29 protein-coding genes are annotated in these 26,059 nt (G+C 59.5%); 4 read left to right on the top strand and 25 right to left on the bottom strand.

Annotated features, from left to right (window positions below):
* Nucleotide 1 precedes the first annotated feature (1 nt).
* The 3 genes from ACOYXH_RS17340 to ACOYXH_RS17350 form a co-directional block, all read right to left on the bottom strand.
* Complete coding sequence (locus tag ACOYXH_RS17340; RefSeq protein ID WP_016986005.1) at nt 2-496, bottom strand: PAAR domain-containing protein; 495 nt, start codon at nt 494-496, stop codon at nt 2-4.
* Nucleotides 493-1,155, bottom strand: a complete 663-nt coding sequence (locus tag ACOYXH_RS17345; RefSeq protein ID WP_460409846.1) for a hypothetical protein — start codon at nt 1,153-1,155, stop codon at nt 493-495. Before ACOYXH_RS17345 ends, ACOYXH_RS17340 begins: the two co-directional genes overlap by 4 nt.
* 159 nt (nt 1,156-1,314) lie before the next feature.
* On the bottom strand, nt 1,315-1,794 hold the full coding sequence (locus ACOYXH_RS17350) for a GNAT family N-acetyltransferase (RefSeq protein ID WP_007908312.1): 480 nt from the start codon (nt 1,792-1,794) through the stop codon (nt 1,315-1,317).
* Between the two features lie 230 nt (nt 1,795-2,024).
* Here ACOYXH_RS17350 and ACOYXH_RS17355 point away from each other — a divergent pair, with 230 nt between their 5' ends.
* The 4 genes from ACOYXH_RS17355 to ACOYXH_RS17370 all read left to right on the top strand — a co-directional run bounded on the left by ACOYXH_RS17355 (nt 2,025) and on the right by ACOYXH_RS17370 (nt 4,709).
* Nucleotides 2,025-2,678, top strand: a complete 654-nt coding sequence (locus ACOYXH_RS17355) for an HD domain-containing protein (protein WP_460409847.1) — start codon at nt 2,025-2,027, stop codon at nt 2,676-2,678.
* A gap of 108 nt (nt 2,679-2,786) precedes the next feature.
* A complete protein-coding gene (locus ACOYXH_RS17360) occupies nt 2,787-3,983 on the top strand; it encodes an MFS transporter (protein WP_460409848.1) in 1,197 nt (398 codons plus the stop codon).
* An 82-nt stretch (nt 3,984-4,065) separates the two neighbouring features.
* The gene (locus ACOYXH_RS17365) at nt 4,066-4,407 is read left to right on the top strand and encodes a hypothetical protein (protein WP_007908306.1); all 342 of its coding nucleotides are present in this window, start codon (nt 4,066-4,068) and stop codon (nt 4,405-4,407) included.
* 44 nt (nt 4,408-4,451) lie between these two features.
* Nucleotides 4,452-4,709: a hypothetical protein gene (locus ACOYXH_RS17370; protein WP_016986009.1), complete on the top strand. Its 258-nt coding sequence runs from the start codon at nt 4,452-4,454 to the stop codon at nt 4,707-4,709.
* 166 nt (nt 4,710-4,875) lie between these two features.
* On the opposite strand, the gene ACOYXH_RS17375 is transcribed toward ACOYXH_RS17370, so the two are convergent.
* From ACOYXH_RS17375 to acpP, 22 genes are all read right to left on the bottom strand, one after another.
* Nucleotides 4,876-5,805, bottom strand: a complete 930-nt coding sequence (locus ACOYXH_RS17375; protein ID WP_460409849.1) for a PfkB family carbohydrate kinase — start codon at nt 5,803-5,805, stop codon at nt 4,876-4,878.
* Nucleotides 5,798-7,264 (bottom strand): purine-cytosine permease family protein, encoded by a 1,467-nt coding sequence (locus ACOYXH_RS17380; RefSeq protein WP_150775188.1) that lies wholly within the window; start codon nt 7,262-7,264, stop codon nt 5,798-5,800. Before ACOYXH_RS17380 ends, ACOYXH_RS17375 begins: the two co-directional genes overlap by 8 nt.
* A gap of 227 nt (nt 7,265-7,491) precedes the next feature.
* Nucleotides 7,492-8,490 carry an ADP-ribosylglycohydrolase family protein gene (locus tag ACOYXH_RS17385; RefSeq protein WP_320413358.1) on the bottom strand — a complete coding sequence of 333 codons (999 nt, stop codon included), beginning with the start codon at nt 8,488-8,490 and terminating at the stop codon, nt 7,492-7,494.
* On the bottom strand, nt 8,487-9,200 hold the full coding sequence (locus ACOYXH_RS17390) for a GntR family transcriptional regulator (protein ID WP_095048600.1): 714 nt from the start codon (nt 9,198-9,200) through the stop codon (nt 8,487-8,489). The genes ACOYXH_RS17385 and ACOYXH_RS17390 overlap by 4 nt, the downstream gene beginning before the upstream one ends.
* A 312-nt stretch (nt 9,201-9,512) precedes the next feature.
* Complete coding sequence (gene araH, locus ACOYXH_RS17395; RefSeq protein ID WP_026000669.1) at nt 9,513-10,481, bottom strand: L-arabinose ABC transporter permease AraH; 969 nt, start codon at nt 10,479-10,481, stop codon at nt 9,513-9,515.
* A 12-nt stretch (nt 10,482-10,493) separates the two neighbouring features.
* A complete protein-coding gene (gene araG, locus ACOYXH_RS17400) occupies nt 10,494-12,041 on the bottom strand; it encodes an L-arabinose ABC transporter ATP-binding protein AraG (protein ID WP_095048601.1) in 1,548 nt (515 codons plus the stop codon).
* Between the two features lie 53 nt (nt 12,042-12,094).
* Nucleotides 12,095-13,099, bottom strand: coding sequence for a substrate-binding domain-containing protein (locus ACOYXH_RS17405; protein ID WP_095120568.1), 1,005 nt, complete (start codon nt 13,097-13,099; stop codon nt 12,095-12,097).
* A gap of 136 nt (nt 13,100-13,235) precedes the next feature.
* Nucleotides 13,236-14,054 (bottom strand): SDR family oxidoreductase, encoded by an 819-nt coding sequence (locus tag ACOYXH_RS17410; protein WP_095048603.1) that lies wholly within the window; start codon nt 14,052-14,054, stop codon nt 13,236-13,238.
* Nucleotides 14,055-14,324: 270 nt separating this feature from the next.
* Complete coding sequence (locus ACOYXH_RS17415) at nt 14,325-15,200, bottom strand: SMP-30/gluconolactonase/LRE family protein (RefSeq protein WP_460065567.1); 876 nt, start codon at nt 15,198-15,200, stop codon at nt 14,325-14,327.
* A gap of 132 nt (nt 15,201-15,332) precedes the next feature.
* Entirely contained in the window at nt 15,333-16,049 is a 717-nt protein-coding gene (locus ACOYXH_RS17420; RefSeq protein ID WP_095048605.1) for a FadR/GntR family transcriptional regulator, read from the bottom strand.
* A gap of 136 nt (nt 16,050-16,185) precedes the next feature.
* Nucleotides 16,186-16,746: a DUF1285 domain-containing protein gene (locus tag ACOYXH_RS17425; protein WP_053122580.1), complete on the bottom strand. Its 561-nt coding sequence runs from the start codon at nt 16,744-16,746 to the stop codon at nt 16,186-16,188.
* Nucleotides 16,747-16,761: 15 nt separating this feature from the next.
* A complete protein-coding gene (locus ACOYXH_RS17430; protein ID WP_007908280.1) occupies nt 16,762-17,367 on the bottom strand; it encodes a DUF4823 domain-containing protein in 606 nt (201 codons plus the stop codon).
* 170 nt (nt 17,368-17,537) lie between these two features.
* Nucleotides 17,538-18,506 (bottom strand): GTP 3',8-cyclase MoaA, encoded by a 969-nt coding sequence (locus ACOYXH_RS17435; RefSeq protein ID WP_220556707.1) that lies wholly within the window; start codon nt 18,504-18,506, stop codon nt 17,538-17,540.
* A gap of 137 nt (nt 18,507-18,643) precedes the next feature.
* The gene (locus ACOYXH_RS17440) at nt 18,644-19,282 is read right to left on the bottom strand and encodes a TetR/AcrR family transcriptional regulator (protein WP_007908276.1); all 639 of its coding nucleotides are present in this window, start codon (nt 19,280-19,282) and stop codon (nt 18,644-18,646) included.
* 351 nt (nt 19,283-19,633) lie between these two features.
* Nucleotides 19,634-20,425 (bottom strand): TatD family hydrolase, encoded by a 792-nt coding sequence (locus ACOYXH_RS17445; RefSeq protein WP_095048607.1) that lies wholly within the window; start codon nt 20,423-20,425, stop codon nt 19,634-19,636.
* Between the two features lie 14 nt (nt 20,426-20,439).
* A complete protein-coding gene (locus ACOYXH_RS17450; protein WP_093435417.1) occupies nt 20,440-20,796 on the bottom strand; it encodes a PilZ domain-containing protein in 357 nt (118 codons plus the stop codon).
* A gap of 42 nt (nt 20,797-20,838) precedes the next feature.
* Nucleotides 20,839-21,822 carry a DNA polymerase III subunit delta' gene (locus ACOYXH_RS17455; RefSeq protein WP_064120369.1) on the bottom strand — a complete coding sequence of 328 codons (984 nt, stop codon included), beginning with the start codon at nt 21,820-21,822 and terminating at the stop codon, nt 20,839-20,841.
* Nucleotides 21,815-22,447: a dTMP kinase gene (gene tmk, locus ACOYXH_RS17460; protein WP_095048609.1), complete on the bottom strand. Its 633-nt coding sequence runs from the start codon at nt 22,445-22,447 to the stop codon at nt 21,815-21,817. Before tmk ends, ACOYXH_RS17455 begins: the two co-directional genes overlap by 8 nt.
* Nucleotides 22,448-22,466: 19 nt before the next feature.
* The gene (gene mltG, locus ACOYXH_RS17465) at nt 22,467-23,642 is read right to left on the bottom strand and encodes an endolytic transglycosylase MltG (RefSeq protein WP_095048610.1); all 1,176 of its coding nucleotides are present in this window, start codon (nt 23,640-23,642) and stop codon (nt 22,467-22,469) included.
* 3 nt (nt 23,643-23,645) lie between these two features.
* Complete coding sequence (pabC, locus tag ACOYXH_RS17470; RefSeq protein WP_258708665.1) at nt 23,646-24,461, bottom strand: aminodeoxychorismate lyase; 816 nt, start codon at nt 24,459-24,461, stop codon at nt 23,646-23,648.
* Nucleotides 24,461-25,705: a beta-ketoacyl-ACP synthase II gene (gene fabF / locus ACOYXH_RS17475; protein ID WP_093435430.1), complete on the bottom strand. Its 1,245-nt coding sequence runs from the start codon at nt 25,703-25,705 to the stop codon at nt 24,461-24,463. Before fabF ends, pabC begins: the two co-directional genes overlap by 1 nt.
* A 108-nt stretch (nt 25,706-25,813) precedes the next feature.
* On the bottom strand, nt 25,814-26,050 hold the full coding sequence (gene acpP, locus ACOYXH_RS17480) for an acyl carrier protein (RefSeq protein WP_003175607.1): 237 nt from the start codon (nt 26,048-26,050) through the stop codon (nt 25,814-25,816).
* Between the last annotated feature and the right edge of the window lie 9 nt (nt 26,051-26,059).

Here is a 26,059-nt window from a genome sequence, read left to right on the forward strand (position 1 = left end):
ATCACTCTACAAACAATTTAATAGTTTCAGCCAAGTGAGAACTCACCATATGGGTAAAGCCCTGCTCATTGGTGATGCCATGTTCTATGCGCCCATCACCTCGCTGGATCGCATACGGATGATCGGGGATAGGCTCGCCAGTCGCCTCGTTAACCACTTGCAACCTGTCCGTAAAATGCACCGGCATCGGCAACAGCCCACTAAACGCTGCCCCTCCGCCACTCTGGCCGATAATCACCGTCCCCGAGCCACCCACCACGACATTGCCGTGGCCTCCGGTGCTGTCGAGCGTGGCGGCATTCAAGCCGTTGATAAAAACGGTGCCGGAAACTGCCCCGGTAATCGGACTGCCGCACGCCGATTTATCGGTCATGCGCGCGGCGGCGAGGCCGTCGAAGAAGACGTTCGGCGAGCCGGAGGCAATCGGGTTGGTGCCATGGCCTGGCAATGGGCAGGCGGTAGGGTCGGTGACGCGTGCAGCGGGTTTACCACTCAATTCAAAGCTCCTTGCTTCAGGGGTTCCGGGTGCGGCTGATAAATATCGATGTCGGTCGCGGCGAACCGCCAGCGGTTGTCGACGGGGTCGAACAGGGCGTGGCAATGCTCACGGCTGTCGGGTGATGCGGCGGTTTGCAGGTGTCGCCAGGCTTCGTCGGTTTGCCAGGCCAGTTCGGCCGGCGAGGCGTCGTCGAGTTCGTTGAGCCAGGCGTTGTAGTTGCGCAGGTGATTACGCTCGTAAGTCGATTGCAGCAGTTCGGCCATTTGTGCGCCGAGGTCGAGATGATGCTGGGCCGTCCACTGGCCGATCTCGGAATAGACGTACCAGCCCATCGGCATCAACCCGCCGTCCTTGAGCAGCGAATGCCCGGCAGGGGCGACGAAACCACAGCAAATGTGCAGCATCAGCCAGCCTTGATGGGCGTCGATAAACGCCGTCGGATCGAAAGTGCGCAGCGGTATCACGCGGTAATCGGCGAGCCCGGCACTGCGCGTCATCAACTCAGCATCGAGGCGTGACACGAACGCACGAATGGCGCTGCCGCCCATGCGGTTTGTCATGCACAGAATGTCGACCGGTTGGCGCTGGGGGTTGTCGCTCGAGCCTGAGTTTTTCACTAGGCCATACAGACGCATTGTCGCCCGTAGTCCGCTCATCGCCGGTCACTCGTTGACGCAGCGAAGGCTCCACGGGCGTGGAGAAGTTGTGCCAGAGGCATTGCAGGTGTCGTCCGTGAGCGCGCAAAAATGGCGCGTAGAATGCCGGACTAGAGCGCTGGCGACAATCGAATTACTGCCGGATTGCCATCATCGTGTTCAACCCTCGGCAAACTCACGCAAAACCTGGCCATCCATGCGGTAGCGCACCCACTCTTCCTGAGGTTGCGCGCCGAGGGATTTGTAGAATTCGATCGCCGGCGTGTTCCAGTCGAGCACGCTCCATTCGAAGCGGCCGCAGTCGTTGTCGCAGGCGATTTTTGCCAGGTGGCGCAACAGGGTTTTGCCGGCACCGCCGCCGCGTTGCTCCGGGGTGATGTAGAGGTCTTCAAGGTACAGGCAATTGCTGCCGAGCCAGGTCGAATAGCTGAAGAAAAACACCGCGAAACCGATCGGCAGACCATCCCGCAGGCAGATCAGACCGTGGGCGGTGGCGCCTTCGCCGAACAGGCTGCGTTCGATGTCGGCGACGCTGGCGATGACTTCGTGACGGGCCTTTTCGAAATCGGCGAGTTCAGTGATGAAGGCGAGGATTTGCGGGGCATCGCTGGGGGTCGCCGGGCGGATTTCGATCGTCATGGACGGGCCTTGTCGGAAAAAGGAAAACGCCATACTAAGACGGTGCGCGGCGCTCGTCACATGGCAAAACACACACTACCCTGCGCAATGTTGCAAAAACAGCAGTCCCCTGTGGAAGCGAGCCTGCTCGCGAAAGCGTCCTTTCAGTCACCTGCATTGTTGATTGACAGACAGCATTCGCGAGCAGGCTCGCTCTCACACAGTGACTTCGACAGTCTAAAAGGATGTTTATGAACCTTGAGTTTTTTACACCGGTGGCGGCACTGGCAGCAGAGTTACTGCCTTACGCATTGGAGCCGTCCGACGACGGCGCTCACGACCTCGCCCACCTGCAACGGGTCTGGCACAACGTGCGTACGCTGCATGAAGAAGAAGGCGGTGATCTTGAGGTGTTGTTGGCCGCCGTGCTCTTGCACGATTGCGTGGCCGTCGAGAAGAATTCGCCACTGCGTTCGCAGGCTTCGCGGCTGGCGGCAGATAAAGCTTCGTCAGTGCTGGCCGATCTGAACTGGTCCGAAGAGAAAATCGCCGCCGTCGCCCACGCCATCGAAGCCCACAGTTTCTCCGCCAACATAACCCCGCTCACCCTCGAAGCGAAAATCGTCCAGGACGCCGATCGGCTCGACTCACTCGGCATGCTTGGCGTCGCCCGCACTTTCTACATCGCCGGGCGCGTGGGTTCGGCGCTGTACGACCCGCAGGATCCCGAAGCGAAACAACGCGATTACGATGACACGCGTTTTTGCCTCGATCATTTCCAGACCAAACTGCTGCACCTCGCCGACGGTTTTCAGACCACCGCCGGCCAGCGTCTTGCGCAGGTCCGTCATCAACGTCTGAAGGGTTTCATGGAACAGTTCAAGGAAGAGATTGGCATCGTTTAAGCCGTTACTCCGGCGTGCGCTGAACCTGACTTCGCCAACTTCAGACCTAACCCGCTCACCTGGCGTGCTAAACAGATGACGCTGAATTTCCGGTCAAGGAACCGCGTCATGTCGCAAGCATCACCCCAGGTATCAGGCAAGCTGTTCGGCTTGTTCTGCCTCGCGAGTTATCTGCTGTCGTTGTCCTATGGCTCGACGTTTTTGCTGTCGCTGTTGATCGGTGCACGCGGCGGCAATGAACACGATGCCGGCAGCGTGATTTCGGCGGCGATGCTCAGTACGTTTGTCGCAGTGCTGGTGTCCGGGCATCTGTCGGACTGGCTCGGTGCGGCGCGTTCGATTGCCCTGTTTGGTCTGTTGCTGGTGGCGGCGAGTCTGGGCTTTGCAATGACGCCGGGATTCGGTCATCTGCTGTTGTTTTTTGGTTTGTTACTGGGCCTGGGCTGGGGGGTGTTTTACACCTTGGGACCGATCATCGTTGCCAGTCTGGTGACGCCGGCGCAACGGGCCAGGTATTTCGCGTTGCTGTCGGGCAGCATGATGACTGGCATCGGCAGCGGCCCGTTACTCGGGCGCGCCGCCAGTGCGTTGGGTATGCCTGTGACCTCGGCGTTTTATCTGGCGGCGCTGGCAAGCCTGATCGGCGCGCTGCTGTTCTGGCAACTCGGCGCAAAACTGAAAAGCACACAGGCGACAACCACCGCGAAAATCAGCTGGCAAGCAACCACTCAAGTGCTGGGCTCGCGCGCCGTGTTCCCGATCATCATGGTCGGTCTCGGCGGTTGCGTATTCGGTGGCCTGTCGAGCTTTCAGACCAGCTATGCCGCTGCGCGCTCGCTGGATTATTCATTGTTCTTTCTGGGCTTCATGAGTGCGGCGATCAGCAGTCGAATGTTGATCGCGGGGTATGTGGTCAAGCGTGACCCGTTGCGCGCGTCGAGCCTGCTGTCAGGGTTGATGTTGAGTTCGATTGTGCTGTTCGCGTTCGGCGTGCACGGCGGGTTCACTTACCTGCTGGCGGCAGTGCTGCTGGGTGTTGGTTATGGCCTGACCTATTCGGTGATCAACGGTCTGGCCGCCAACGAAGCACCGGCCGGCACCACATCACAGGCGCTGTTGCTGTTCAGTCTGGCGTACTTTATCGGCGTATTCGGCTTCCCGTTGCTCGCTGGCAAAATCATCGTCGAACACGGCATGGCAACGCTTTTACACACTGTGTTGGTAGTGGCATTGATGAACTGGCTGATCACCCTTGGTCGTCTGCTCTGGCGTCGACTGAATGTCAAAACCGTACCAGCGATTTAGACCGTTCGTCGTTCATCAGGCACCAAACCGCTCAGAGGGCAGACCAACGACAGGTAAGGATTCCAATCACTGGAGACGCCCTATGATCCCGTCAAGGTTGACCGCTTTCGTATTCAGCGCCCTGCTCTGCCCTGCGGTTTTCGCCGCATCCGCCACGGCTGCGGGCACTGGCCCTACCGACCCGACCCCGCCACGCGCCCCCGCCATCAACAGTGCCCCCGGTATGAACACCGATGGCTCGGGCGTGCCTTTGATCAATCAGCCTCCCGCCACCGGTACTGATCCGCGCACCCAGGGCAGTGACCCGGGTCGTCAGGGCGGGATGAACACTCCCGACGCCCCCGCCACGCCTGACAATGCGGGCCCCGGCGTTGGCTCAAAAACCACCACAGGTGGCTCCGGTTCCGAAGGCTCCGGTCAGTAGTTCGCCGACGCGAGCGTCCTATTCAATCCAATGAAGAGGTAACCATGAACGTCGATAAAAACCTGGAAAAAGAAGTCCTCACCCGCCTGCTGCATGCTCATCCGAGTGGACTGGGCAAGGAAGTGTTGGACAATTACCGGGGCGAGAAAGTCGTGGCCAGCGCCCTCGCCGCTTTGCAGGATCGTGGACTGATTCACCACGGGCATGTGACCTGCAACGAGGCTGGCGAACATTCGTTGAACCTGCCGATCAAGCTCAGTGCCGCTGGCGTTGAAGCGGCGCGCAAGCTGGATCTGCAGTAGTGATGAAGCCGCTCGCTGCTGATGCGGCGAGCGGCCAATTCAAGTTTTGATTTGAAGCTGATGGCCTAATCGCTGGCAAGCCAGCTCCCACAGAAACCGGGTTGTACACAAATGTGTGTTCACCACAAAAACTTGTGGGAGCTGGCTTGCCAGCGATGGCGGTAGATCAGGCGCCGCCGGACTCGCGGATAAACGCATCCACCTCAGCCGCACCCGGCGAAGTCGCCGGCCCCCAACGTGTCACGGCCAAAGCCGCTGCCGCATTCGCCCGCCGCGCAGCTTCATGCGCGGTCAAACCCTGCGCCAGTCCCGCGACAAAGACGCCGGCATGGGCATCGCCGGCACCATTGCTGTCCACCGCTTTCACAGCAAACCCCGGCACATGCCGACGCTCGTCACCTTGATGAATCCAGCAGCCTTGCGGCCCGTCACGCACAACCATCAGCACGTCGCTGGGCAGATGCTCAGCGAGACGATCAAGCGCGACCGCGATGTCTTCAGCGCCGGTAAACCGCAGCGCTTCAACACTGTTGCTGGTCCACACATCGATGCGCGGCAGCAACGCCTGCATCAGCGGCGAGTCCGGCGATTCAACTAGCGGGCCGGGATCGAACACCACGTTGATTGTCGCCGGCAACGCCAATGTCCAATCGAGCAACGCCTGCGCCTTACCCTCGTGGAGCAGACTGTAGCCGCTCAGATAAACGTAATCGCCCGCCTCGGCCGCGACGCTGTTCAGATCCTCTTCGGTCACCTCACCTTCAGCGCCGATATAGGAAATGAAGCTGCGCTCGGCCGACGCATCGGTCAGCGCCACACACAACCCCGTGTCGCGCTGCGCAGGTTCAGGAATGCCGATCTGAATGCCTTCAACGTTCATCGCCTGTCGCGCCAGATCGCCGAAACGCCCGCTGCCATGCCAGCCCAGATAAACCACCGGCAGGCCATTACGCACCGCTGCCGCCATCACATTGAACCCGCCGCCTGCTTCGAAACCGGCCGACTGCGCCAGCACGTCACCGCCAATCTGCGGCAGCTTATCCACGGCCATGACCAGGTCGATAATGACCTGGCCGGTGTGCAACATCTTAGGCATGAGCATTCTCGGTTTGCGCGGCGCGGCGGTCTTTCGCCCCGCCGAGGACAAAGTAAATGCCACCGGCGACCACGAAGGTCACGATCCAGCCGAGGCCGTTGTGGCCCAGCCAAGAGTCGGACAGGAAGCCTTTGAACCAGACGTTTTCAGCAGTGGTGCCAATGGTGGTGAAACTGAAGCCAAGGACGATGGCAATCGCCCAGGCGCCGAACGCGCGCCACTCGATGCCGCCGCGATACCAGTAGGCGCTGCTCGGGCTGACGTCGAGCAGGTCTTTCGGGCTGTAGTAATGACGGTGAATCAGGTCAACGACGAAGATCCCGACCCACGCGGTGATCGGCACCGCCAGCAGGGAAATAAAGGTAATGAACGGGCCGTAGAAACTGTCGGCGATCAGCATGAAGTAGATCGAACCGGCGAAGATCGCGACGATATCCACTACCACGGCGTAGACGCGTTTGACCTTCAGGCCAAGGGTCAGCGTGGTCAGACCGGCGGAGTACACCGACAGGTTGTTCGACAGCAACAAGCCACCGAACGCGGTGATCAGGTACGGCACGGCCATCCACGTTGGCAGCATGTCGCGGATCGCCACGATCGGGTCAGTCGCCGAAGCGAGGTCGTTGTTGCCCACCGACAGCAGACCGCCGAGGGTAATCAACAGCACCAGCGGAATGCCCGCACCGAACGCTGCTGATGCAACCAAACGCACGGCTTTGACGCTGCGATGCTGATAGCGCGACATGTCGGCGCCAGCGTTGGCCCAACCTATGCCAGTGCCGGCGGCCATGGTGCCAATGCCGATGATCATTGCGCTCATCGGCGCGGGCGTGGCGTTGAATACCGCGCTCCAGTCGATGGTCGCGCAAAGGAAACCACCGACGAGAATGTTCAGCGCGCCGAACACGTAAGTGGCCCACTTCTGGATCACCAGCAGCGTCGCGTGGCCGAGGCCGGATACCGACAGAGTCAGCAGCACGAAAATCGCGATGAAGATCAGCGTCAGTATCGGCGCACTTTTCGCTTCCACTGGCGAGCCGAACAGGATCGAGCACAGCGACAACAGCACAAATGCAGCGGTGGTGGTGTTGACCGTTTCCCAACCGAGACGCGACATCAGCGAGACCAGTGTCGGGCCGATATTGCCGCGTACGCCGAAGATCGCCCGCGACAAGGTCAGGCTCGGCGCGCGGCCACGGCGACCGGCAATCGAGATGATCCCGACCACCGCGAACGAACCGGCAGCACCGATGATCGCGACGATGATCGCCTGCCAGATCGCCAACCCGCGAAATGCGACCAGCGTGGCGCCCAGTGGCAGACCGAGGATGGAGATGTTAGCGGCGAACCAGACCCAGAACAGTTGCAGCGGATGCCCGTTGCACTCGGCTTCCGGTACCGGTTCGATGCCGCGGGTTTCCAGTTGCCCGGCGCTTTGCCCGACGGTTGATGAACTCATGAAGGTGCTCCTGTTTGCCTTTTTTGTGGTTGTGGCAATGATGCAAAACGACAAGACATCGCGGCCGTCCTCGGCCTGTCTGCGCGATCCATTGCGGGTTGTAAATTCGATTATGCGGTGCGCCTATCGCTGGCAAGCCAGCTCCCACAGGGATCAGGGTGTACACAAATGTGTGTTCACAGCAAAAACCTGTGGGAGCTGGCTTGCCAGCGATGGCGTCATTTCACTCAGCGCAACGCCAACAGCCCCTGCACCAACGGCTCAAGCTCCAGATGATTAACGGCCCTAACCGTCTCGATCATCTCGGCAGGCCAACTCTCAAGCCCCAGGCAGGCCCCAAGCATCGCGCCAAGAATCGCCGCGATGGTGTCAGTGTCACCGCCAAGACTGGCGGCCATGCACAACGCATCAAACGCGCTCATCTCGCCGACGGCCACTTGCTGCGCCAGGGCAAAGGAGACCACCACCGATTCCTGCGACGCCACCGAAGTACCGATCACGTCATAGAGCAGATCCGCCAGCAAAGCCTTGTCGCTATCGACACTGATGGTGCGCGCCCAACTGATTCGCGAGGCAATGCGCCCACCGGCCACCCAGTGCCCGTGCGCCTCGGCTTGCTGAGCGATGTGCTGGCCGAGGTTCAACGCCTCGCCCAGGTCCATGCCATTGATGCCGGCAGATACCACCGCTGCCACCGCCGCCGCACTGGAAATCCCCAGCGTGGTGTTGTGGGTGACCTGACAGGCCTGTACCACCGCTGCGATAAACCGCTGAGGATCGGCAACATCCGCCGCGATCCCTACCGGCGTAATGCGCATGGCCGCGCCGTTAGTGGTGCCGTAGCGTCCGGCCTCTTCCGGCGAATGGCCGGCGAGGATCATTTCGATGGCGCGCTTGGTCGACGGCCCGAGCAAGTCCTGCGAGCCCTTGGCCTGCATCTCGGCCTCCCACTCGATCAAGCGTTGCGCGAGGATCGCCGGTTCGATGCGGCCTTTGCCTTCGACCAGCAACTCACCGACCAGAATGGCTTGTTCAGTGTCGTCGGTGATCGAGCCTTTGGGCATGTTTGCGGCGATGGGTTGCAAGGGACCTGCATCCTGCAGATCGGTGATTGTGCCGAAGCGGGTCTTGATGGTTTCGCGGTTCAGCGATTGCGTCGGCATGCCCAGCGCATCACCGAGGGCCAGGCCATAGAAAGCACCAAGGGCACGGTTGAGCGCGGTCATTTCGATTCTCCAAATTGCAGGTGCAAACGGAAATGCACCGGGTCGAGCAGGCTTTCGACCAGCTCCATAAAACGGTTCTGGCGATCGTAGGTGGTGCGCAACGCCTTGAGGAAAACCGTGCCGACCGGGCGCCCGAGCAATTCGGCGTCTTCGGCATTCAACGGCTCGGCACCGATCCACTGATCACCGCGTTCGCCGATGTAGCCGTAAGCGGCCAAGGTGATGGTCAGGGAATTGTCGATCAGGCCGACACGCGGCAGGCTTTCCAGGCCGCCGGTGGCCGGCATCAAAGAGCGTTCGAGAGAGACCAGCGTGCCGTCGTTGGAGCGCCGACGGCGGTCGAGGGTAATGAATTGGTCAGTGCCGAACCGCGAGAGCAGATCGGGCCGGGTCACGGCTTCCAGACGCAGCACTTCGGTATTGATCAGCGCGCCGCTGTCGGCCAGCGCCTGCGCCCAGCCGCTGCGCTGGTCGAGCGCGACACCGTCGAAAGTGACGATGGAGCCGACGCCGCTTTGCGTGGCGATGTAATTGCGCCGTTTCAGTTCGGCCAGCGCTTCGCGCAGCGTGCCTCGGCTGACTTTGAATTCTTGAGCCAACTGATGTTCGCCGGGCAACAGAAAGCCGTCCTCCATGAGGCCGCTTTCGATGCGTCGGACGAGTTCGTCGACCACCCGTTGTTTCTTGTCAAATCGTACCTGTCTAATCATGTACAAATTGATACCCGAAACTAGCGTGGGCGGGCAAGGGATATTTAGCGAGAGTGACGAAAGGCGGGAGAATCAAAAGCCCCTCACCCTAGCCCTCTCCCGAAGGGAGAGGGGACTGAATGGGGGATGCTCAAGAAGTACGCCGACCTGAAAGTGCTTCGCCGAATCCACAATCGACCTGAAAGTACTTTGCCGAATCCATAATCGACTAGGTCTTTCAGGTCGATGCAGGACGCAAAGCACCCCGGTCGGCCCCCTCTCCCTCCGGGAGAGGGCTGGGCGGGCGGCGTTCCGATGAGGGGCTCTTGATTTTTAGCGTTGTTTCAGACGGTCGATGACGACGGCCAACAGCAGGATCGAACCACGGATAACATATTGGTAGAAGGTATCAATGTTCTTCAGGTTCATCGCATTCTCAATGATCGCCAAAATCAACACCCCGGCAATCACATGCCGAATCATGCCGATCCCACCGCTCAACGACACCCCGCCCAACACGCAAGCCGAGATCACCGTCAGCTCAAATCCCTGACCTATCATCGGCTGCCCAGAGGTCATTCGCGACGCCAGAATCACCCCGGCCAGCGCACCGATCACACCGTGCACGGCAAAGATAATGATCTTGGTCCGATCAACGTTCACACCCGCGAGCAACGCCGCTTCCTGATTGCCACCAATGGCCATGGTGTTGCGCCCGTAGGTGGTGTAATTCAACAGCCAACCAAAAAACAGGAAGCAAACAATGGTGATCAGAATCGGCACCGGCACGCCAAACAGCTGGCCGTTACCGAAGACGAAGAATGATTCCTGCGACACGCCCACCGCTTTGCCGTTGGCAAAAATGTAAGCCAGACCGCGAACAATCTGCATGGTCGCCAACGTCGTGATCAAGGCGTTGACGCGCAACTTGGCAATCACGATGCCGTTGATCAACCCGACAATCAGGCCCATCACCAGCGCCGCGCTGACACCGAGAAACACGCTATTGGTGTCGCGCATCACCACCGCCGCAACTACCCCGGCGCAGGCAATCACCGAGCCGACCGACAAGTCGAAATGCCCCGACGCCAGGCAGTACAACATCGTGCACGCGGCGATCCCGGTGGTGGAAATCGCCAAGCCCAATCCGCGCATGTTCAGCGGCGAAAGGAAGTTGTCGATCAGCAAGGTGCAGGCGACAAAAATGCCCACGGCCGCCAGCAGCATGACCCAGTCGTCGAGGAAGCGGCGCATGTCCAGAGGTTTGCGCTCTTTGGGCAGGGTTTCGTTTTGGGTTGTCATCATAGTCACCTCTCAGTTCGCCACGCCGTCAGCGCGGTGGCGCGGCAAAGCCAGTTGCAGCAGGTTGGATTCATTGGCCTGATCGCGGCCGATTTCGCCGCGCAGGGCGCCTTCGCAGAGCACCAGAATGCGGTCGGAAATACCCATCACTTCCATCAGGTCGCTGGACACCACGATCACCGAAATGCCGTCGGCGGCGAGGTTATGGATGATCTGGTAAATCTCGGCTTTGGCACCGATGTCGATGCCGCGCGTCGGTTCGTCGAGCAGCAGGACTTTCATCGGCATCGACAGCCAGCGACCGAGAATGGCCTTCTGCTGATTGCCACCGGAAAGGAATTTGATCTGCTGACCGGCGTGCGGGGTTTTCACTTTCAGGGCTTTGATCTGTTTGTCGGCGTTGCCCTTTTCCCACAGACCGCGAATCAGGCAACCGAGGCCCGAATGGGCGCCGCGTGCGCTGATATTGATGTTTTCGGCAACGCTGGCCAGCGGGATAATGCCTTCCTTCTTGCGATCTTCCGGGCAGAGCAGAATGCCCGCAGCAATCGCGTCGCGCGGTGAGCGCAGTTTCAGTTCGTGACCGCGCAATTCGAGGCGTCCGGCGGTGTTGCGTTCCAGCCCGCTGAGCAAGCGAAACAGCTCGGTGCGCCCTGCCCCGACCAATCCGAACAGGCCAAGAATTTCACCTTTGTGCGCTTCGAAACTGATCGGCTCGCGCAGACCCGGGCCGAGCAAACCATCAACCTTCAGCGCGACGGCACCGCGTGGTCGATGGCGATAATCGTAAATGTCCTGAATGTCGCGGCCGACCATGCAGGTCACCAACTGATCGTGGCTCAACTGGCTCATGTCGTCGAAGGTGCGCACGTAGCGACCGTCCTTGAACACCGTCACGGCGTCACAGATGCGGAACACTTCTTCCATGCGGTGGGAAACGTAGAGCACGACTTTGCCCTCGTCACGCAGGCGTCCGATGATCGCCATCAAGCGGTCGATCTCACGGGCCGAAAGGCTGCTGGTCGGTTCGTCGAAAGCGATGACGTGGGCGCCGCGCGACAGCGCCTTGGCGATTTCCACCAATTGCCGCTGGCCGAGGGACAAGCGCCCGACCTTGGTTTGCGGATCGATTTCGTCGGCCAGGCCTTTGAGGCAGTTCAACGCTTGCTGGCGTAAAGCACCGCGATTGATCAAACCGAAACTGGCCGGCAGATGGCCGAGGAACAGGTTTTCGGCGACGGTCATTTCCGGCACCAGATGCAGCTCCTGGTGAATCACCGCGACGCCGCTGCCGATGCTGTCAGCGGTCGACTTGAACGCCATGGTCTGCTCGCCGATCTGCAACTCGCCGCTGCTCGGGATGTAAGCACCGCCGAGGATTTTCAGCAGGGTCGATTTGCCGGCGCCGTTCTCGCCCATCAAGGCGTGAACCTGGCCGGGATGGGCGACAAAGCTGATAGCGTCCAGCGCTTTCACCCCGGGAAAGGTTTTGCCGATCCCGTTGAAGCGCAGGCTGCCGCTGGCGCCGTGTTGTTCTTGTGTTTGTACTTGCGCGTGCATAAAGCCACCTCTTCACACCGAAAAACGGCCCGGCTGCCCGGGCCGTCGCGGCATCAGTTCCACAGGCCGATTTTTTCCAGCTCTTGCTTGAAGTTCTCGCGGGTGATCAGGGTGACGTCGTCCATCGCGGTGTACTTCGGCGGTTCTTTGCCGGTGGTGACCCACTCGTACATCATCTCTGCGGTTTTGTAGCCTTCGATGTGCGGGCTTGGCAGCATCGAGCCGAAGAAACCGCTATTAGGCTTTTTCAGTTCGCCGATGGCGTCGGTGCCGTTGATGCCGATGCCGATCACGTTGGCCGCAGCAAACCCGGCGGCTTCGGTGGCGCGCACGCCGCCGAGCACGGTGTTGTCGTTCATACCGCCGATGATCAGGTTTTTTGCGCCGCTCGGCAGTTTCACCAGCGCCGAGTTGGTGGCGTCCATGCTGCCCGGTACGTCGAGGGTTTTCAGCGCAGCGAACAGAATGTGGTCTTTCGGCATACCGGCGTCTTCAAGGGACTTCACCGAACCGTCGGTGCGCTTCTTGCCGGTATCGAGCTCGTTGTAGGTGTTGACCACCGCGTAAGTGTCTTTCCAGTCCCAGTTACGTTTCTTCGCTTCGGCGACCATGGCGTTGCCCTGTTTCTGGCCAACTTCAAACGCGGCCATGCCGAGGTACGGCACGTCTTCCATGAACTTGCCGTTGGCGTCGACGAAACGGTCATCGACGGCAATCACTTTCAGGTCGTTGAGTTTGGCTTTGGCCATGATTGCCGGGCCGAGCGAGACGTCCGGCGGGCAAATCACAAAGCCCTTGGCACCGTTGGCAGCAAGACTGTCGATCGCCGAGAGGGTTTTCTCACCGTCCGGCACGGCAATCTTGATCAGTTCAAAGCCCTTGTCCTTGGCGGCTTTCTCGGCGAAGGCCCACTCGGTCTGGAACCACGGTTCTTCCGCCTGCTTGACCAGAAAACCGATTTTCACGGTGTCGGCAGCGAGCAGCGCACTGCTCAGGCTGAACGCGGTGACCGCCAGGGCGGTACTGCACAGGGTACGAATCCCGAAACGACGTTTCATAAGCTGACTCCTTGTTATTTTTTTTGAGCAATGTTTGAAAAGCGTTAAAGCGTGTTCCTGCAAAATCTTCTGACAATAGTCATATCGTATGATGATTGGATTTCACACGGATTTATCCGCGTGAAAGCCACTGTGCTCAGTCGTGGTACATCACCGAGCGCCCACCATCAATGGTGATGCATGCAGCATTGATGAACGGCGCTTCATCACTGGCCAGAAACACCGCGGTCATCGCCACTTCAAGCGGCTGACCGATGCGCTTCGGCGGGTGCAGATCGAAGGCGCGCTGACGCTCGGCGTGCGGGTCGGCGAATCCGTTCCAGTAGTCGACGTTCAACTGCGTCTCGATATAGCCCGGGGCGATGGCGTTGACGCGGATGCCCTTAGCGGCGTACTCAATGCCGAGCGCGCGGGTCAGGCCGAGCAAACCGTGTTTGGCCACCGGGTACGGAAAGCAGCCGGGAATGATGTGGCTGGAATGGGTCGAAGCAATGTTGATGATGCTGCCGACGCCCTGCTCGATCATCTGTGGCAGCACCGCTTTGCAGCCGAACCAGGCGCCGTCCAGATCAATAGCGAAGCAGCGACGCCAATCTTCTTCGGTCATGACCAGCGGATCACAGAACACGTTGACCCCGGCGCAGTTGACCAGCACATCGATGCGCCCGTGCAGCTCAACGGCGCGTTTGGCCATGGCATGCAGGTCGGGCTGATGCGAGACATCCGCCTTCAGCGCTTGCACGTCGTAACCTTGCTCACGCCAGTGCACGGCAACCGTTTCGACTTTTTCCGCCTGAATATCACTGATCACCAGTTTCGCTTGCTGCGAGGCGAACGCCGCAACAATGGCTTCGCCGATGCCTTGGGCGGCGCCGGTCAGCAGCACGACCTTGTTTTTCAGACGCTCGCCCCTCGGCGGCGCAGGCACCGGCGGCAGGGAAAGAGGTTCAGCCATGGATCAGGACTCCTGTTTCGCAAGCACAAAAAAACCGGGCATCTGTCGATGTCCGGTCTGGAAGGCGGTTGGAACGAAACAGGCAAGCGCAGGCGACAGCTTGGGGCCGTTGCGAGACGCGGACTCCACACGGGAGTGCGATAGACATTCGCTGCATCACTTCACCTGTTTTGTTTTTTTAAGTGTGAGTGCGTGTTACTGCTGGAGCCGACTATAAACCCGACTGCCGAATAATCTCAATATATAATTTTGCATCCCATATTTTGGGATTTAACCAGCAAACCGCGTACAGAGTTTTCCTGCAACATCCACGCGCATCGACAGCACTGCGCCATCCAATGGATGGTTGTTCGGGCTCTGGGCGCTGGTGATGAACAGGGTTTTCAGGTCTTCACCGCCGAATACACAACTGGTCGGGCGGCTGACAGGCAGATCGATCCTGCGGTCGACCTTGCCGTCAGGCGTCAGGCGCAGCAGGCAGCTACCGTCCCAGCGGGCATTCCATACATAGCCTTCGGCATCCATTGCTGAACCGTCCGGGCCACCGTTCTGATCAGGGCCGTACCAGGGAGTGGCCACATCAAGGTTGCCGTCGGCGTGAATAAAATAGCGATACAGCGTGTCATCGAGACTGTCACCGAACAGGACAGTGGTGCCGTCGTCGCTCCACAGCAGCGTGTTGGGAATGCCCAGGCCGCGCAGCAATGGCGTGACACGTTTATCCGGATCAATGCGGAAAAGGCCACCGGAGCGCTGGGTGATCGGCAGATCTTCGCCCTGCTCACCGATGTTGTTTTGCATGGTGCCGAGCCACAGTCGCCCCTGAGCATCGCAACGCGCTTCGTTGGGGCGATTGCCCGGTTGCGGGTCGGCGACGCAGAACAGCGTCAGGCGTGGTTCGAGGCCCGGGGAATCTAGGTCGAGGCGATAGACGCCGCTGCTCAGGGTGACCAGTGCATCGCCGCTGGCGCAGGGGATGAACGCGGAAACGTGTTCGGGCATCTGCCAGATCTGCACGTTCTGGCCGATCAGACGCAGGGCCTGTTTGCCGGCGATGTCCACCCAGTACAACGCCTGCGTCGGTGCGTCCCAGAACGGGCCTTCACCGAGTCGGGCGCGGTGTTGGGTCAGGGCGGTCCACGGCATATAACGGTCTCCATTGTTCTTGTGATTTTCTGTAGGAGTGAGCCTGCTCGCGATGGCGTAGTGTCAGTTGACTTCAATGCGGCTGATATACCGCTATCGCGAGCAGGCTCACTCCTACAGGGGATCTGGGTGTTAGCCGGCTTTTTTGTCGGCCATGACTTTCGGGTAAAAACGTTTGATTGCCAGGTCGGCGTTGTCGATCAGGGTCATGCACGCCCACACGCCGCGCGCTGAATCGCGGGCGGCAATGGCATCCGCCATGTCTTTGTGAATCGGCAGCGTACGGCGTAGTTCATCGGGATCAGCGGCGGAGACTTCGAACGATACCGCCAGCAACGCACCGAGCGCCGGAACCATTTGTTCAATGAATTGATTGTGGCTGGCCGCGAGGATGCATTCGTGGAAGAACTGGTCGGCGCGGTTGTAATCGGTGCCGCTGTCGACCGCGCGCTCGAGGGCGTTGTAAGCCAGTTGCACCGCTTCGATCTGGTCCAGCGTCGCCCGCTCACATGCCCAGCGCACGGCCATCGGTTCGATGGTGCGGCGCAGGTCAAGCAAGTCATCGACAAAATTTTCCGGCAGGCCGTTGCGCGACAGCCAACCGACCACTTGCGGATCGAACAGGTTCCAGCGCCGCACCGGCAGCACGCGGGTGCCGACTTTCGGCCCGACTTCGAGCATGCCTTTGGCGACGAGGGTTTTGATTGCTTCGCGAATAACCGTGCGACTGACGCCGAGCTGTTCACCCAGATCGGCCTCGACCTTGATGGTCTGCCCCGGCTTGACCTGGCCAGCGGCGATCCAGCTGCCCAGCCAGTCGACCGTGGATGCGTGAAAGCTGCTGGACATGAACACCTCAAAGCGGGTCGCGATGGGTGATCAAGCTAATCATCATACGATTAGCTGTCAACGACAAAAAAGATCGCAGCCTTCGGCAGCTCCTACAGGTGTAAGCCATGTAGGAGCTGCCGAAGGCTGCAATCTTTTAAGGTTCGAGGCCGATGCGGAAGAACTCTCCGCCGCTCCATACACCGAGCCAACGCTGCCCGTCGATTTCACGGCTCACCGCCAGTTCCACCAGTTGATAGAACACATTGCGATGAATCAGCGCTTCAAGATTGGTACGCACATGCACGTAAGGCGCCGGCTCTTGGGTCGTGGGATCAATCTCGACGCGGATCGGATGCTCCGGCCCGGCCTCAGCGGTTTCATCAACGTTGGTGGTAAAGCGCAACAGCTGCGCCTCCCCTTCGCCTTCAACCTCGACCGCAATCGCCACAAACGGCGCGTCGTCGACCTTGATCCCGACCTTCTCGACCGGGGTAATCAGGAAGTAATCATCGCCGTCGCGGCGCATGATCGTGGAGAACAATTTGACCATCGGCTTGCGCCCGATCGGCGTGCCCAGGTAATACCAGGTGCCGTCGCGGGCGATGCGCATGTCGATATCGCCGCAGAAGTCCGGATTCCACAAGTGCACCGGCGGCAAGCCTTTGGTTTTCGGGATCTGTCCCAACAGGTCATTGGCTTTTTGCGGGCCACTCATGGCGTTCTCCTTGAATTATTGGTCGCCGACTCCCAACAGGCTGCGCGCGTACTGTGCCAGCGGCGGGCCGATCAGGTCTTCGGGCTTGCTGTCGTGGAACGTCAGTAAACCGCCACGACTCTTGATCCGTGCAGTATCAATCAAATACTGGGTGCTGGTCTCGATCAACATGATCTGAATCACGCCGCCGTCGATGCCGAGGCGATCCACCGCTTCTTCATCGAGCCACTCATCGGAGTTGCCGATGCGGTCGTCAGCCTTGGCGAAACGCGTGTACAGCAGATAGTGCGCACCGGCATCACGAGCTTCACCCATCGCCTGATCGAGGCCTTCCGGCGCGCGAGCACGGCGGACCATCGGGAAGTACTCGACGAAGCCTTTGAAGGCTTCTTCGGCCACCACGTTCGGGCGCGGGTAGGAACCGCCCGGCGGTGCGAACGCGCCTTGGGCGATGTAGATGAACGAGTCCGGCTGAATGCGGAAATTGTTCACGCGACGGCTGTCGCTGTGATCCAGCAAGCCCGCGTCGCTCATCTGGTAGCGAGTGCCTTCGGCCATATCGCTGACAGTCATACAGCCGCCAAGCGCCAAAACGGCCAGCAGCAAAACCAGGCTACGCATCCTATTCCTCCAGAGGCCGGTGACGGAAAACCGGCGAATGGCCGTTGGATGCAGCTTTTGCGCCAGCTCTGGTTCTTCGTTGATTGTTAGATCGTATTCGCGAGCAGGCTCGCTCCCACCAGTGGAATGCATTCCAAGGTGGGAGCGAGCCTGCTCGCGAAAGCGGTTGATCAGCCGCCGATAATTTTCATCACTGTCGCGCCGCCAGAGAACGCCACTTCCTGCTTGTCGCCCAACGCTTTGACCAGCAAACGCTGGAGCGCCGGCAGTGCTTGATGGCGCGGCTTGTCGAGCAAATCGCCGACATAGTGACGGTTGCTCGACGACAGGCAGCCATGCAGCCAACCGGTCGACGACAGGCGCAAGCGCGAGCAGGTCCGGCAGAACGGCACGCTTTCGTTGGCGATCACGCCAAAGTTGCCCAGGCCAGGAATCGCATAGCGCACCGCCGTAGCGTCAACTGGCGCGTCGGTTTGCGCGTACTCGTAACGTTCGCCAATCAGCTGCAGCAATTGCTGCAGGCTGACGAACTGTTGCAGGAACGCATTGGAGTCCTTGGCCAGATGGCCCATGCGCATCAGCTCGATAAAGCGCAGTTCGTATCCGCGCTCCAGGCAGTAATCCAGCAGCGGCATCACCTGGTCGAGGTTCTGCCCGCGCAATGGCACCATGTTGACCTTGATCTTCATCCCCGCCGCTGCCGCTTGATCCATGCCGTCGAGCACCGTGGCCAGATCGCCGCCACGGGCGATGCTGCGGAAAGCAGCGGCGTCGAGGGTATCGAGGGACACGTTGATCCGGCGCAGACCGGCATCCACCAGCAGCGGCAGTTTTTTTGCGAGGAGTTGACCGTTGGTGGTCAGACTGATGTCTTCCAGGCCCATCTTGCCGACAGCGGTCATGAACGATTCGAGTTTGGGGCTGACCAGCGGCTCGCCACCGGTAATTCGCAGCCGCTCGATGCCGGCGGCTTCGATCAGATACGCCACGCCACGCGCCATGGCTTCGGCCGACAGTTCATCCTGCGCAGCCACCAACCGCTTGCCGTTCGGCACGCAGTAGGTACACGCGTAATTGCAGGCTGAAGTCAGACTGATCCGCAAATTGCGAAAACGCCTGCCTTGACGGTCAACGATCATGATCACTCCGGCGATAGAAAATCGAGCCGCTAAAACTTGACTCACAAATCAAGTTTTAGCAAGCCCTATGCCTGAGTATATTCCTGCGTTACTGCGTCATGTAGCGAAATCATGGCGCAATAAGGCGGCTGAATGGCTCAGCTGCTTGGCGTTTCCGGGTCACGCTTGCGTTTGTTGCCCATGCGCACGCCAATGTCCATCAGGAACTGGAAGAAACCTTCCTGATCTTCCAGCACATTGCTCCAGAACGGCGAGTGATACAGCGCAACAGCGCCGTGCACCAGCGCCCAGGAGGCGCAGTAGTGGAAGTATGGCGGCACGTCTTCGAGCTTGCCTTCGCTGATACGGCCCTTGATCAGCAAGGTCAGGCGTTCGAAGTTCGAGGCACGGATCTTGTGCAACTCCTCGACCATTTCCGGCACCTGATTGCCTTTGACGACCTTCTCTTCGAGACGGTCGAACAGGCGATAACGCTGCGGGTCGCGCATGCGGAATTCGAAGTAGGCGCGGGACAGCGCTTCCTTGTCCTTGTCGACATCGGCCGAATGCAGCAGCTCGTTCAAATCGCGCTCGTAATCAAGCATGAGGCGCAGATAGATCTCGGCCTTGGATTTGAAGTGCTTATAGATCGTGCCTTTGCCGATACCCACGGCATCAGCAATCATCTCGACGGTGACACTGTCTTCACCTTGGTCGAGGAACAGCTTGAGCGCGGTATCGAGAATTTCTTGCTCGCGGCGACGAAACTCACGGACCTTACGAGGTTCTTTGTGCATAAGAAAAGGTCTGAAGGGTCAAAATTCGAAGCCGCGTATTATGCCTAACTTGCGCAAAAATGCACGGATCATCCGACCATATCTGTGTTTCATGTTCATTTTGAGAACGTTTTGGGCGCAATGAGAACTCAACTGAAGCGAACGTATTCCAAATTTGTTTAAAAACCCCGACCGGCTAACTGGACTGCACGCCAGACTGATCAATACTTGAACTGTCGGGCGACATCTCCCCCAAGTGTCGCGCCGATAAAGGTACCAAGGGACCGCGTGCCTTTGTTTTACTCCTAATGGTCTTAACCCGGATTCACCCCCCAGAACCCGGGTTTTTTTTGCCTGCGATTTGGCTAAGGCCTACAGGGCAGATTTAACACTGGCCAGCGGGAACAGACGCTTGAAGTTTTCGGTGGTCTGCTCAGCAAAATGTTCGTAGTTCTCTCCGCGCAACATCGCCAGGAATTCCGCCACTTCGCGCACGTACTGCGGCAGGTTCGGCTTGCCGCGATAAGGGATCGGTGCCAGATACGGTGAATCGGTTTCCACCAGCAAGCGATCCGCAGGGACCTTGCTCGCGACGTCGCGCAACGCATCAGCATTGCGGAACGTGACAATACCCGACAGGGAAATGTAATAACCCATGTCCAGTGCAGCCTTGGCCATGTCCCAGTCTTCGGTGAAGCAATGCAGCACACCGGCCTGAGGCAACGCCGCTTCGCGCAGCAATTCAAGGGTATCGGCACGCGCGCCACGGGTGTGGATGATCACCGGTTTGCCGGTCTGCTGCGCCGCTTGCAGGTGCAGACGAAATGACTCCTGCTGCAGTTCGGCAGCTTCCGGCTCATAGTGATAATCGAGGCCGGTCTCACCGATCGCCACGACTTTCGGGTGATTGAGTTCGTGCAACAGCCAGTCCAGCGCTGGCGCCGCACCGGGTTGTACATCGAGCGGATGCACGCCGACCGAACAATCGACATCGTCATAACGCTCAGCCAGGGCTTTGACGTCGGCGGCGTTATCGGCACTCACGCCGATGCACAAGAAGTGCCCTACTCCGCGCTCACGGGCCGCATCCAGTGCAGCATCCAGCGAGCCGTCATGGGCGGCGAGGTCGAGGCGATCAAGGTGACAATGGGAATCTACAAGCATAAAAAGACGGCTACTTACATCGTATGAGTGGGACGGTCGGATTTAAGCGCTCCGGCCAGATGGGTTTCGATGCGACTGCGCGCCGTGTTGTCGCCATCGTTGAACTGTACGCCGACACCGGCAGCACGATTGCCTTGCGCCCCTTTGGGGGTGATCCACGCGACCTTGCCGGCCACCGGGATCTTCTCGGCCTCGTCCATCAGGTTGAGCAGCATGAACACCTCATCGCCCAACCGGTAACTCTTGTTGGTCGGGATGAACAAGCCACCGTTCTTGATAAACGGCATATAAGCGGCGTAGAGCACCGACTTGTCCTTGATGTTCAGGGACAAAATGCCGTTGCGCGGCCCTGGGCTGACGGATTCATTCATGTTGACCTCCACTGCTGATGTTCAGAGTCTAGGTACACATTCTTATCTTTGACCAGGCAATCCCGCCCATTGCACCAACAACGCTTCCAGCAGCAAGGCCGGATTGAGGTTGGCTTTGCTCATGACCTTCTGCCGCTGGGCGAGAATCCAGTCCTGAATCTCGAGGACTTTGCCTTGCGCACTTTTCTGCGCCAGGTACTGCACGACTTTGCGCATGTCGGTCAGGCCGAGGCCGGCTTCATCCTGAGTCAGTTGATAACGCAGGATCAGGCTCGACCAATCGCAGAACCAGTCAAACAGACGCAGCATCGGAATGCTTTTCCACTCCTCAGCCAGTTGCGTCGGCGATTGCTGCTGCTTGAGCAACTTCTTCACGCCTTCGACCACTTGCGCGCGCTGCTCGCGCACGCCCTGGGATTGCAGACTGACGGCCATCAACGGCGAGCCGGCGGCCAGCGTCAGCAGTTCGACACGTTCGTCTTCGGAGCAGTCCGGCAGCGCCTGAGCCAGCCATTGCAGGCTCATCGCCTCGCCCGGCAGCGGACAGGCCTGCTGCACGCAACGGCTCTTGATCGTTGGCAGCAAGCGGCTGGTCTGGTGGCTGACCAACAGCAGAACGGTATCGCCGGAAGGCTCTTCAAGGCTCTTGAGCAAGGCGTTGGCGGCATTGATGTTCATCGACTCGACCGGCTCGATCAGCACCACTTTGCGCCCGCCCAGTTGCGCGGTCTGCACCACGAAGCTGACCAGATCGCGGACCTGATCGACCTTGATCGCCTTATCGGCTTCTTCCGGTTCGAGAATGTAATTATCGGGGTGACTGCCGGCCTTGAGCAGCAGGCAGGATTTGCACTCGCCGCAGGCTTGCGGCGTCGGCCGCTGGCACAACAGGCTGGCCATCAAGCGTTCGGCCAGCGCACGTTTGCCGATGCCGGCCGGGCCATGCAGTAGATAGGCGTGGGCGTGCTGTTTACGCCCGGCCAGTTGCTGCCAGAGGCTGTCCTGCCATGGATAGGCCTCAGCCACGGGCCAGCTCCAGCAAATTCGGAATCAGGGTATCCAGCGATTGTTGAACCTTGGCCAGTGGCTGACCGGCATCGATGCGCACATAGCGCGCGGGATCGGCTTCGGCGCGCTTCAGAAACGCATTGCGTACAGCCTCGAAAAACGCCCGGCCTTCCAGTTCGAAACGATCCAGACGGCCACGGGCACTGGCGCGGGCCAGGCCGATTTCTACCGGCAGATCGAAAATCAGCGTCAGATCCGGACGCAGGTCGCCCTGCACGAAAGTTTCCAGTGTGGCGATGCGCTCCAGCGACAAACCGCGACCGCCGCCCTGATAGGCGTAAGTCGAATCGGTGAAACGATCACAAAGCACTACCGCCCCCCGGGCCAGCGCCGGTCGAATCACTTCAGCCAGGTGCTGAGCGCGCGCGGCGAATACCAGCAACAACTCGGCGTCCGGGTTCATGACCTCGTCGGCCGGCGCCAGCAGCACGTCGCGAATCCGCTCGGCCAATGGCGTGCCACCCGGCTCGCGGGTCAGCACCACTTCGATACCGGCGGCGCGCAGGCGCTCGGCAAGGTATTCGCGGTTAGTGCTTTTGCCGGCGCCTTCCGGGCCTTCCAGGGTAATAAACAAGCCAGTCACAGGCAGTCCTTAATCAAAGTCATTGCGTGTTTTGTGGGGCGGCAGCTTCTGGAGCCGGCGCAGATTCCTGAGGCGCAATTTGTGGCAACGATTCCGGCGCTGTATCCGGAGAGGCAGCGGGAATCGCCTCTTCAGGAGCGGGAGCGGTTTCAGGCGTTGTCGCCGGCGCAGGGCTGGAACGGTAATCGGCACGGCGTTTGAGCTGGTACTCACGCACCGCATTATTGTGCGCATCCAGATCATCGGAGAACACATGGCTGCCATCGCCACGCGCAACGAAGTACAGGCTGGTGCCATCCACCGGGTTCAGCGCCGCATGAATTGCTTCGCGCCCGACCATCGCAATCGGTGTCGGCGGCAGGCCGGGAATTACGTAGGTGTTGTAAGGCGTCGGCTCTTTCAAATGCGCCCGAGTCAGCTTGCCGGTGTAGCGATCGCCCAGACCATAGATGACGGTCGGGTCGGTTTGCAGCTGCATGCCCAGCGCCATTCGACGTACGAAGACGCCGGCAATCTGCCCCCGTTCCTGCGGCACACCGGTTTCCTTCTCGACCAGCGACGCCATGATCAGCGCTTGATAGGGTTCGCTGTACGGCACATCGGCAGAACGACTTTCCCACTCTTTCGCGAGCACTTCATCGAGGCGATCAAAGGCTTTCTTCAGCAGTTCGGCATCGGACATGCCGCGCACAAAGCGGTAAGTGTCCGGGAAGAAACGGCCCTCCGGGAACAACCCTTTATGACCAATCTTCGCCATGACGTCGCTGTCGCTCAAACCGTTGAGGGTCTGCTCGACCTTATCGTCTTTGGCCAACGCCGCGCGCACTTGATGGAAATTCCAGCCCTCGACCAGCGTCAGGCTGTACTGGACCACTTCACCGCGCTTCCACAAGTCGATCAGACCGTTGACGGTCATGCCCGGCTGCATACGGTATTCGCCGCTATGGATCGGTGTACCGGCGAGATTGAAGCGCCAATAGACTCGCAACCAGAATGCGTCCTTGATGACGCCATCGGTTTCGAGGGAAAGGAACGTACGGGTCGGAGTGGAGCCTTTCGGCACATCCAGCAGTTCTTCCTGCGTGATGTTCAGAGGCTGTTCCAGTGCGGAGTGAATCTTCCAGGCGCTGGCGCCCATCAACAGCCCTGCCAGAACCAGTCCGGTTTCCAGCAGCAGCAAAAGTTTACGTCTCACAAATCAGGCATCCAGTAGGGCGCGGGCAATGGTTTGCAGTTTACGGGTGAGCGGGCCAACCGGCCAGCTCAGTGCAGCGTAGGCGCGTACCGGCCAGACGCCATACACGCTGTTGCAGACAAACACTTCATCGGCCCATTGCAGCTGTTCGAGGCTGATGTCGGCGATCTGCGTGGGAATGGCCAGTGACTCGGCCTGAAACAATATTTCGGCGCGCATCACACCGGCAACGCCGCAGCGTTTCAGATCCGGCGTGATCAATACACCGTCGCGCACCAGAAACACATTACTGAACACCCCTTCGATCACTCGACCGGCTTGATCAAGCATCAAGCCTTCGGCGTGCTCGCTGTCCTGCCATTCGGCACGGGCGATGACTTGTTCCAGTCGATTGAGGTGTTTGAGTCCAGCCAGTAAAGGCTGTCTGGAGAGTCGCGTGTTGCACGGAAACAGGCGAATGCCTTGTTCAGTATGCACAGCGGGATAAGCTGCCGGAGGATTGCCTTGCAGAATACGTCGGCCAGGCGCCGCCGGATCAGGTGCATAACCGCGCAGACCGTCGCCACGGGTGAGGATCAGCTTGAGTACACCCTCGCCCATCGCTGCCGCATAACTCAGCAGCTCGTGGCGAACCCGTTCAATATCGGCGGCGATGGCCAGACGCGAACAGCCATCGGCCAGACGCGTCAGGTGCCGATCCAGCAGGATCGGCTGTCCAGCACGCACGGCGATGGTCTCGAACAGACCGTCGCCGTAAGCCAGGCCGCGATCTTTCAGCGACAGAGCGTCAGCCGGTTGACCGTCGACCCAGCTGTCCATCAGCCTGCGAACCGACGGAACGCCAAGGTGCCGTTGGTGCCGCCAAAACCGAAGGAGTTGGACAGCACGACATCGATGTCCATGTTGCGCGCAGTGTGCGGCACGAAATCGAGATCGCAGCCTTCATCCGGCTCATCGAGGTTGATGGTCGGCGGTGCCACTTGGCTGTTGATCGCAAGAACGCTGAAGATCGCTTCAACCGCGCCCGCCGCACCTAACAGGTGACCGGTCATCGATTTGGTCGAGCTCACTGCCAGTTTGTAGGCGTGATCACCGAACACGGTCTTGATCGCATTGGCTTCGGCGAGGTCGCCGGCCGAAGTCGAAGTACCGTGAGCGTTGATGTATTGCACTTGATCGGCGTTGATCTTCGCATCGCGCAGCGCGTTGGTGATGCAGCGTGCTGCACCGGCGCCGTCGGCAGGTGGCGAGGTCATGTGGAACGCGTCGCCACTGGTGCCAAAGCCGATGAGTTCAGCATAGATGGTCGCGCCGCGCGCCTTGGCGTGTTCCAGCTCTTCGAGAACCAGTGCACCGGCACCGTCGGACAGGACGAAACCATCACGGCCCTTATCCCATGGACGGCTGGCGCGGGTCGGTTCGTCATTGCGGGTCGACAGCGCACGGGACGCGCCGAAGCCCCCCATGCCCAGACCGCATGCGGCCATTTCGGCACCGCCGGCAATCATCACGTCGGCTTCGTCGTACATGATGTTGCGTGCCGCCATGCCGATGCAGTGCGTACCGGTGGTACATGCAGTGGCGATGGCGTAGTTAGGTCCCTGTGCCCCCAGGTGGATGGACAGGAAACCGGAAATCATATTGATGATCGAGCCAGGTACGAAGAATGGCGAGATTCGACGCGGGCCCGTCTCATGCAGGGTACGGCTGGTTTCTTCGATGTTGGTCAGACCGCCGATCCCCGAACCCATGGCCACGCCAATGCGTTCACGGTTGGCGTCGGTGACTTCCAGACCAGCGTTGCGTACAGCCTGAAAGCCGGCAGCGAGACCGTACTGAATGAACAGGTCGAGCTTGCGCGCTTCCTTGACCGACAGGTATTCCTCGACATTGAAGCCCTTTACCGAGCCGCCAAAGCGGGTGGAATAGGCAGAAAGGTCGGTGTGTTCGATCAGACCAATGCCACTGCGGCCAGCCAGAATGCCCTGCCAACTGCTCGGCACATCCGTGCCCAGTGGCGACAACATACCCATACCGGTGACTACGACGCGTCTACGCGACACAGCACTCTCCTTTTTCAAATGACGATTTTGCATCAGGCCTAAAGAAAAAACCGCACGCCATGATGGCAGTGCGGTTTTTCCATGACAGCAAACAACGATTACAAACTATTACGCCTGGTGGCTAGTAACGTAGTCGATTGCAGCTTGTACAGTAGTGATCTTCTCAGCTTCTTCGTCAGGGATTTCGGTCTCGAATTCCTCTTCCAGAGCCATCACCAGCTCAACGGTGTCAAGGGAGTCGGCACCCAGGTCTTCTACGAAGGAAGCAGTGTTGACCACTTCTTCTTCTTTAACACCCAGTTGCTCGGCAACGATTTTCTTGACGCGCTCTTCGATGGTGCTCATACCTTGTTT

The sequence above is a fragment of the Pseudomonas sp. Mb7 genome (assembly GCF_054790525.1).

What these genes read in the sequence shown, in the direction of transcription:
- ACOYXH_RS17380 (WP_150775188.1), bottom strand. Translation starts at nt 7,264, where the DNA reads ATGAGTTCATCAACCGTCGGGCAAAGCGCCGGGCAACTGGAAACCCGC.
- araG (WP_095048601.1), bottom strand. Translation starts at nt 12,041, where the DNA reads ATGCACGCGCAAGTACAAACACAAGAACAACACGGCGCCAGCGGCAGC.
- ACOYXH_RS17445 (WP_095048607.1), bottom strand. Translation starts at nt 20,425, where the DNA reads ATGCTTGTAGATTCCCATTGTCACCTTGATCGCCTCGACCTCGCCGCC.
- ACOYXH_RS17360 (WP_460409848.1), top strand. Translation starts at nt 2,787, where the DNA reads ATGTCGCAAGCATCACCCCAGGTATCAGGCAAGCTGTTCGGCTTGTTC.
- ACOYXH_RS17430 (WP_007908280.1), bottom strand. Translation starts at nt 17,367, where the DNA reads ATGCGTAGCCTGGTTTTGCTGCTGGCCGTTTTGGCGCTTGGCGGCTGT.
- ACOYXH_RS17450 (WP_093435417.1), bottom strand. Translation starts at nt 20,796, where the DNA reads ATGAATGAATCCGTCAGCCCAGGGCCGCGCAACGGCATTTTGTCCCTG.
- ACOYXH_RS17410 (WP_095048603.1), bottom strand. Translation starts at nt 14,054, where the DNA reads ATGGCTGAACCTCTTTCCCTGCCGCCGGTGCCTGCGCCGCCGAGGGGC.
- ACOYXH_RS17415 (WP_460065567.1), bottom strand. Translation starts at nt 15,200, where the DNA reads ATGCCGTGGACCGCCCTGACCCAACACCGCGCCCGACTCGGTGAAGGC.
- pabC (WP_258708665.1), bottom strand. Translation starts at nt 24,461, where the DNA reads ATGGACAGCTGGGTCGACGGTCAACCGGCTGACGCTCTGTCGCTGAAA.
- ACOYXH_RS17355 (WP_460409847.1), top strand. Translation starts at nt 2,025, where the DNA reads ATGAACCTTGAGTTTTTTACACCGGTGGCGGCACTGGCAGCAGAGTTA.
- ACOYXH_RS17385 (WP_320413358.1), bottom strand. Translation starts at nt 8,490, where the DNA reads ATGACCGCGCTCAACCGTGCCCTTGGTGCTTTCTATGGCCTGGCCCTC.
- ACOYXH_RS17375 (WP_460409849.1), bottom strand. Translation starts at nt 5,805, where the DNA reads ATGCCTAAGATGTTGCACACCGGCCAGGTCATTATCGACCTGGTCATG.
- ACOYXH_RS17390 (WP_095048600.1), bottom strand. Translation starts at nt 9,200, where the DNA reads ATGATTAGACAGGTACGATTTGACAAGAAACAACGGGTGGTCGACGAA.
- ACOYXH_RS17435 (WP_220556707.1), bottom strand. Translation starts at nt 18,506, where the DNA reads ATGATCGTTGACCGTCAAGGCAGGCGTTTTCGCAATTTGCGGATCAGT.
- acpP (WP_003175607.1), bottom strand. Translation starts at nt 26,050, where the DNA reads ATGAGCACCATCGAAGAGCGCGTCAAGAAAATCGTTGCCGAGCAACTG.
- ACOYXH_RS17405 (WP_095120568.1), bottom strand. Translation starts at nt 13,099, where the DNA reads ATGAAACGTCGTTTCGGGATTCGTACCCTGTGCAGTACCGCCCTGGCG.
- ACOYXH_RS17440 (WP_007908276.1), bottom strand. Translation starts at nt 19,282, where the DNA reads ATGCACAAAGAACCTCGTAAGGTCCGTGAGTTTCGTCGCCGCGAGCAA.
- araH (WP_026000669.1), bottom strand. Translation starts at nt 10,481, where the DNA reads ATGACAACCCAAAACGAAACCCTGCCCAAAGAGCGCAAACCTCTGGAC.
- ACOYXH_RS17420 (WP_095048605.1), bottom strand. Translation starts at nt 16,049, where the DNA reads ATGTCCAGCAGCTTTCACGCATCCACGGTCGACTGGCTGGGCAGCTGG.
- ACOYXH_RS17370 (WP_016986009.1), top strand. Translation starts at nt 4,452, where the DNA reads ATGAACGTCGATAAAAACCTGGAAAAAGAAGTCCTCACCCGCCTGCTG.
- ACOYXH_RS17365 (WP_007908306.1), top strand. Translation starts at nt 4,066, where the DNA reads ATGATCCCGTCAAGGTTGACCGCTTTCGTATTCAGCGCCCTGCTCTGC.
- ACOYXH_RS17350 (WP_007908312.1), bottom strand. Translation starts at nt 1,794, where the DNA reads ATGACGATCGAAATCCGCCCGGCGACCCCCAGCGATGCCCCGCAAATC.
- ACOYXH_RS17425 (WP_053122580.1), bottom strand. Translation starts at nt 16,746, where the DNA reads ATGAGTGGCCCGCAAAAAGCCAATGACCTGTTGGGACAGATCCCGAAA.
- ACOYXH_RS17345 (WP_460409846.1), bottom strand. Translation starts at nt 1,155, where the DNA reads ATGAGCGGACTACGGGCGACAATGCGTCTGTATGGCCTAGTGAAAAAC.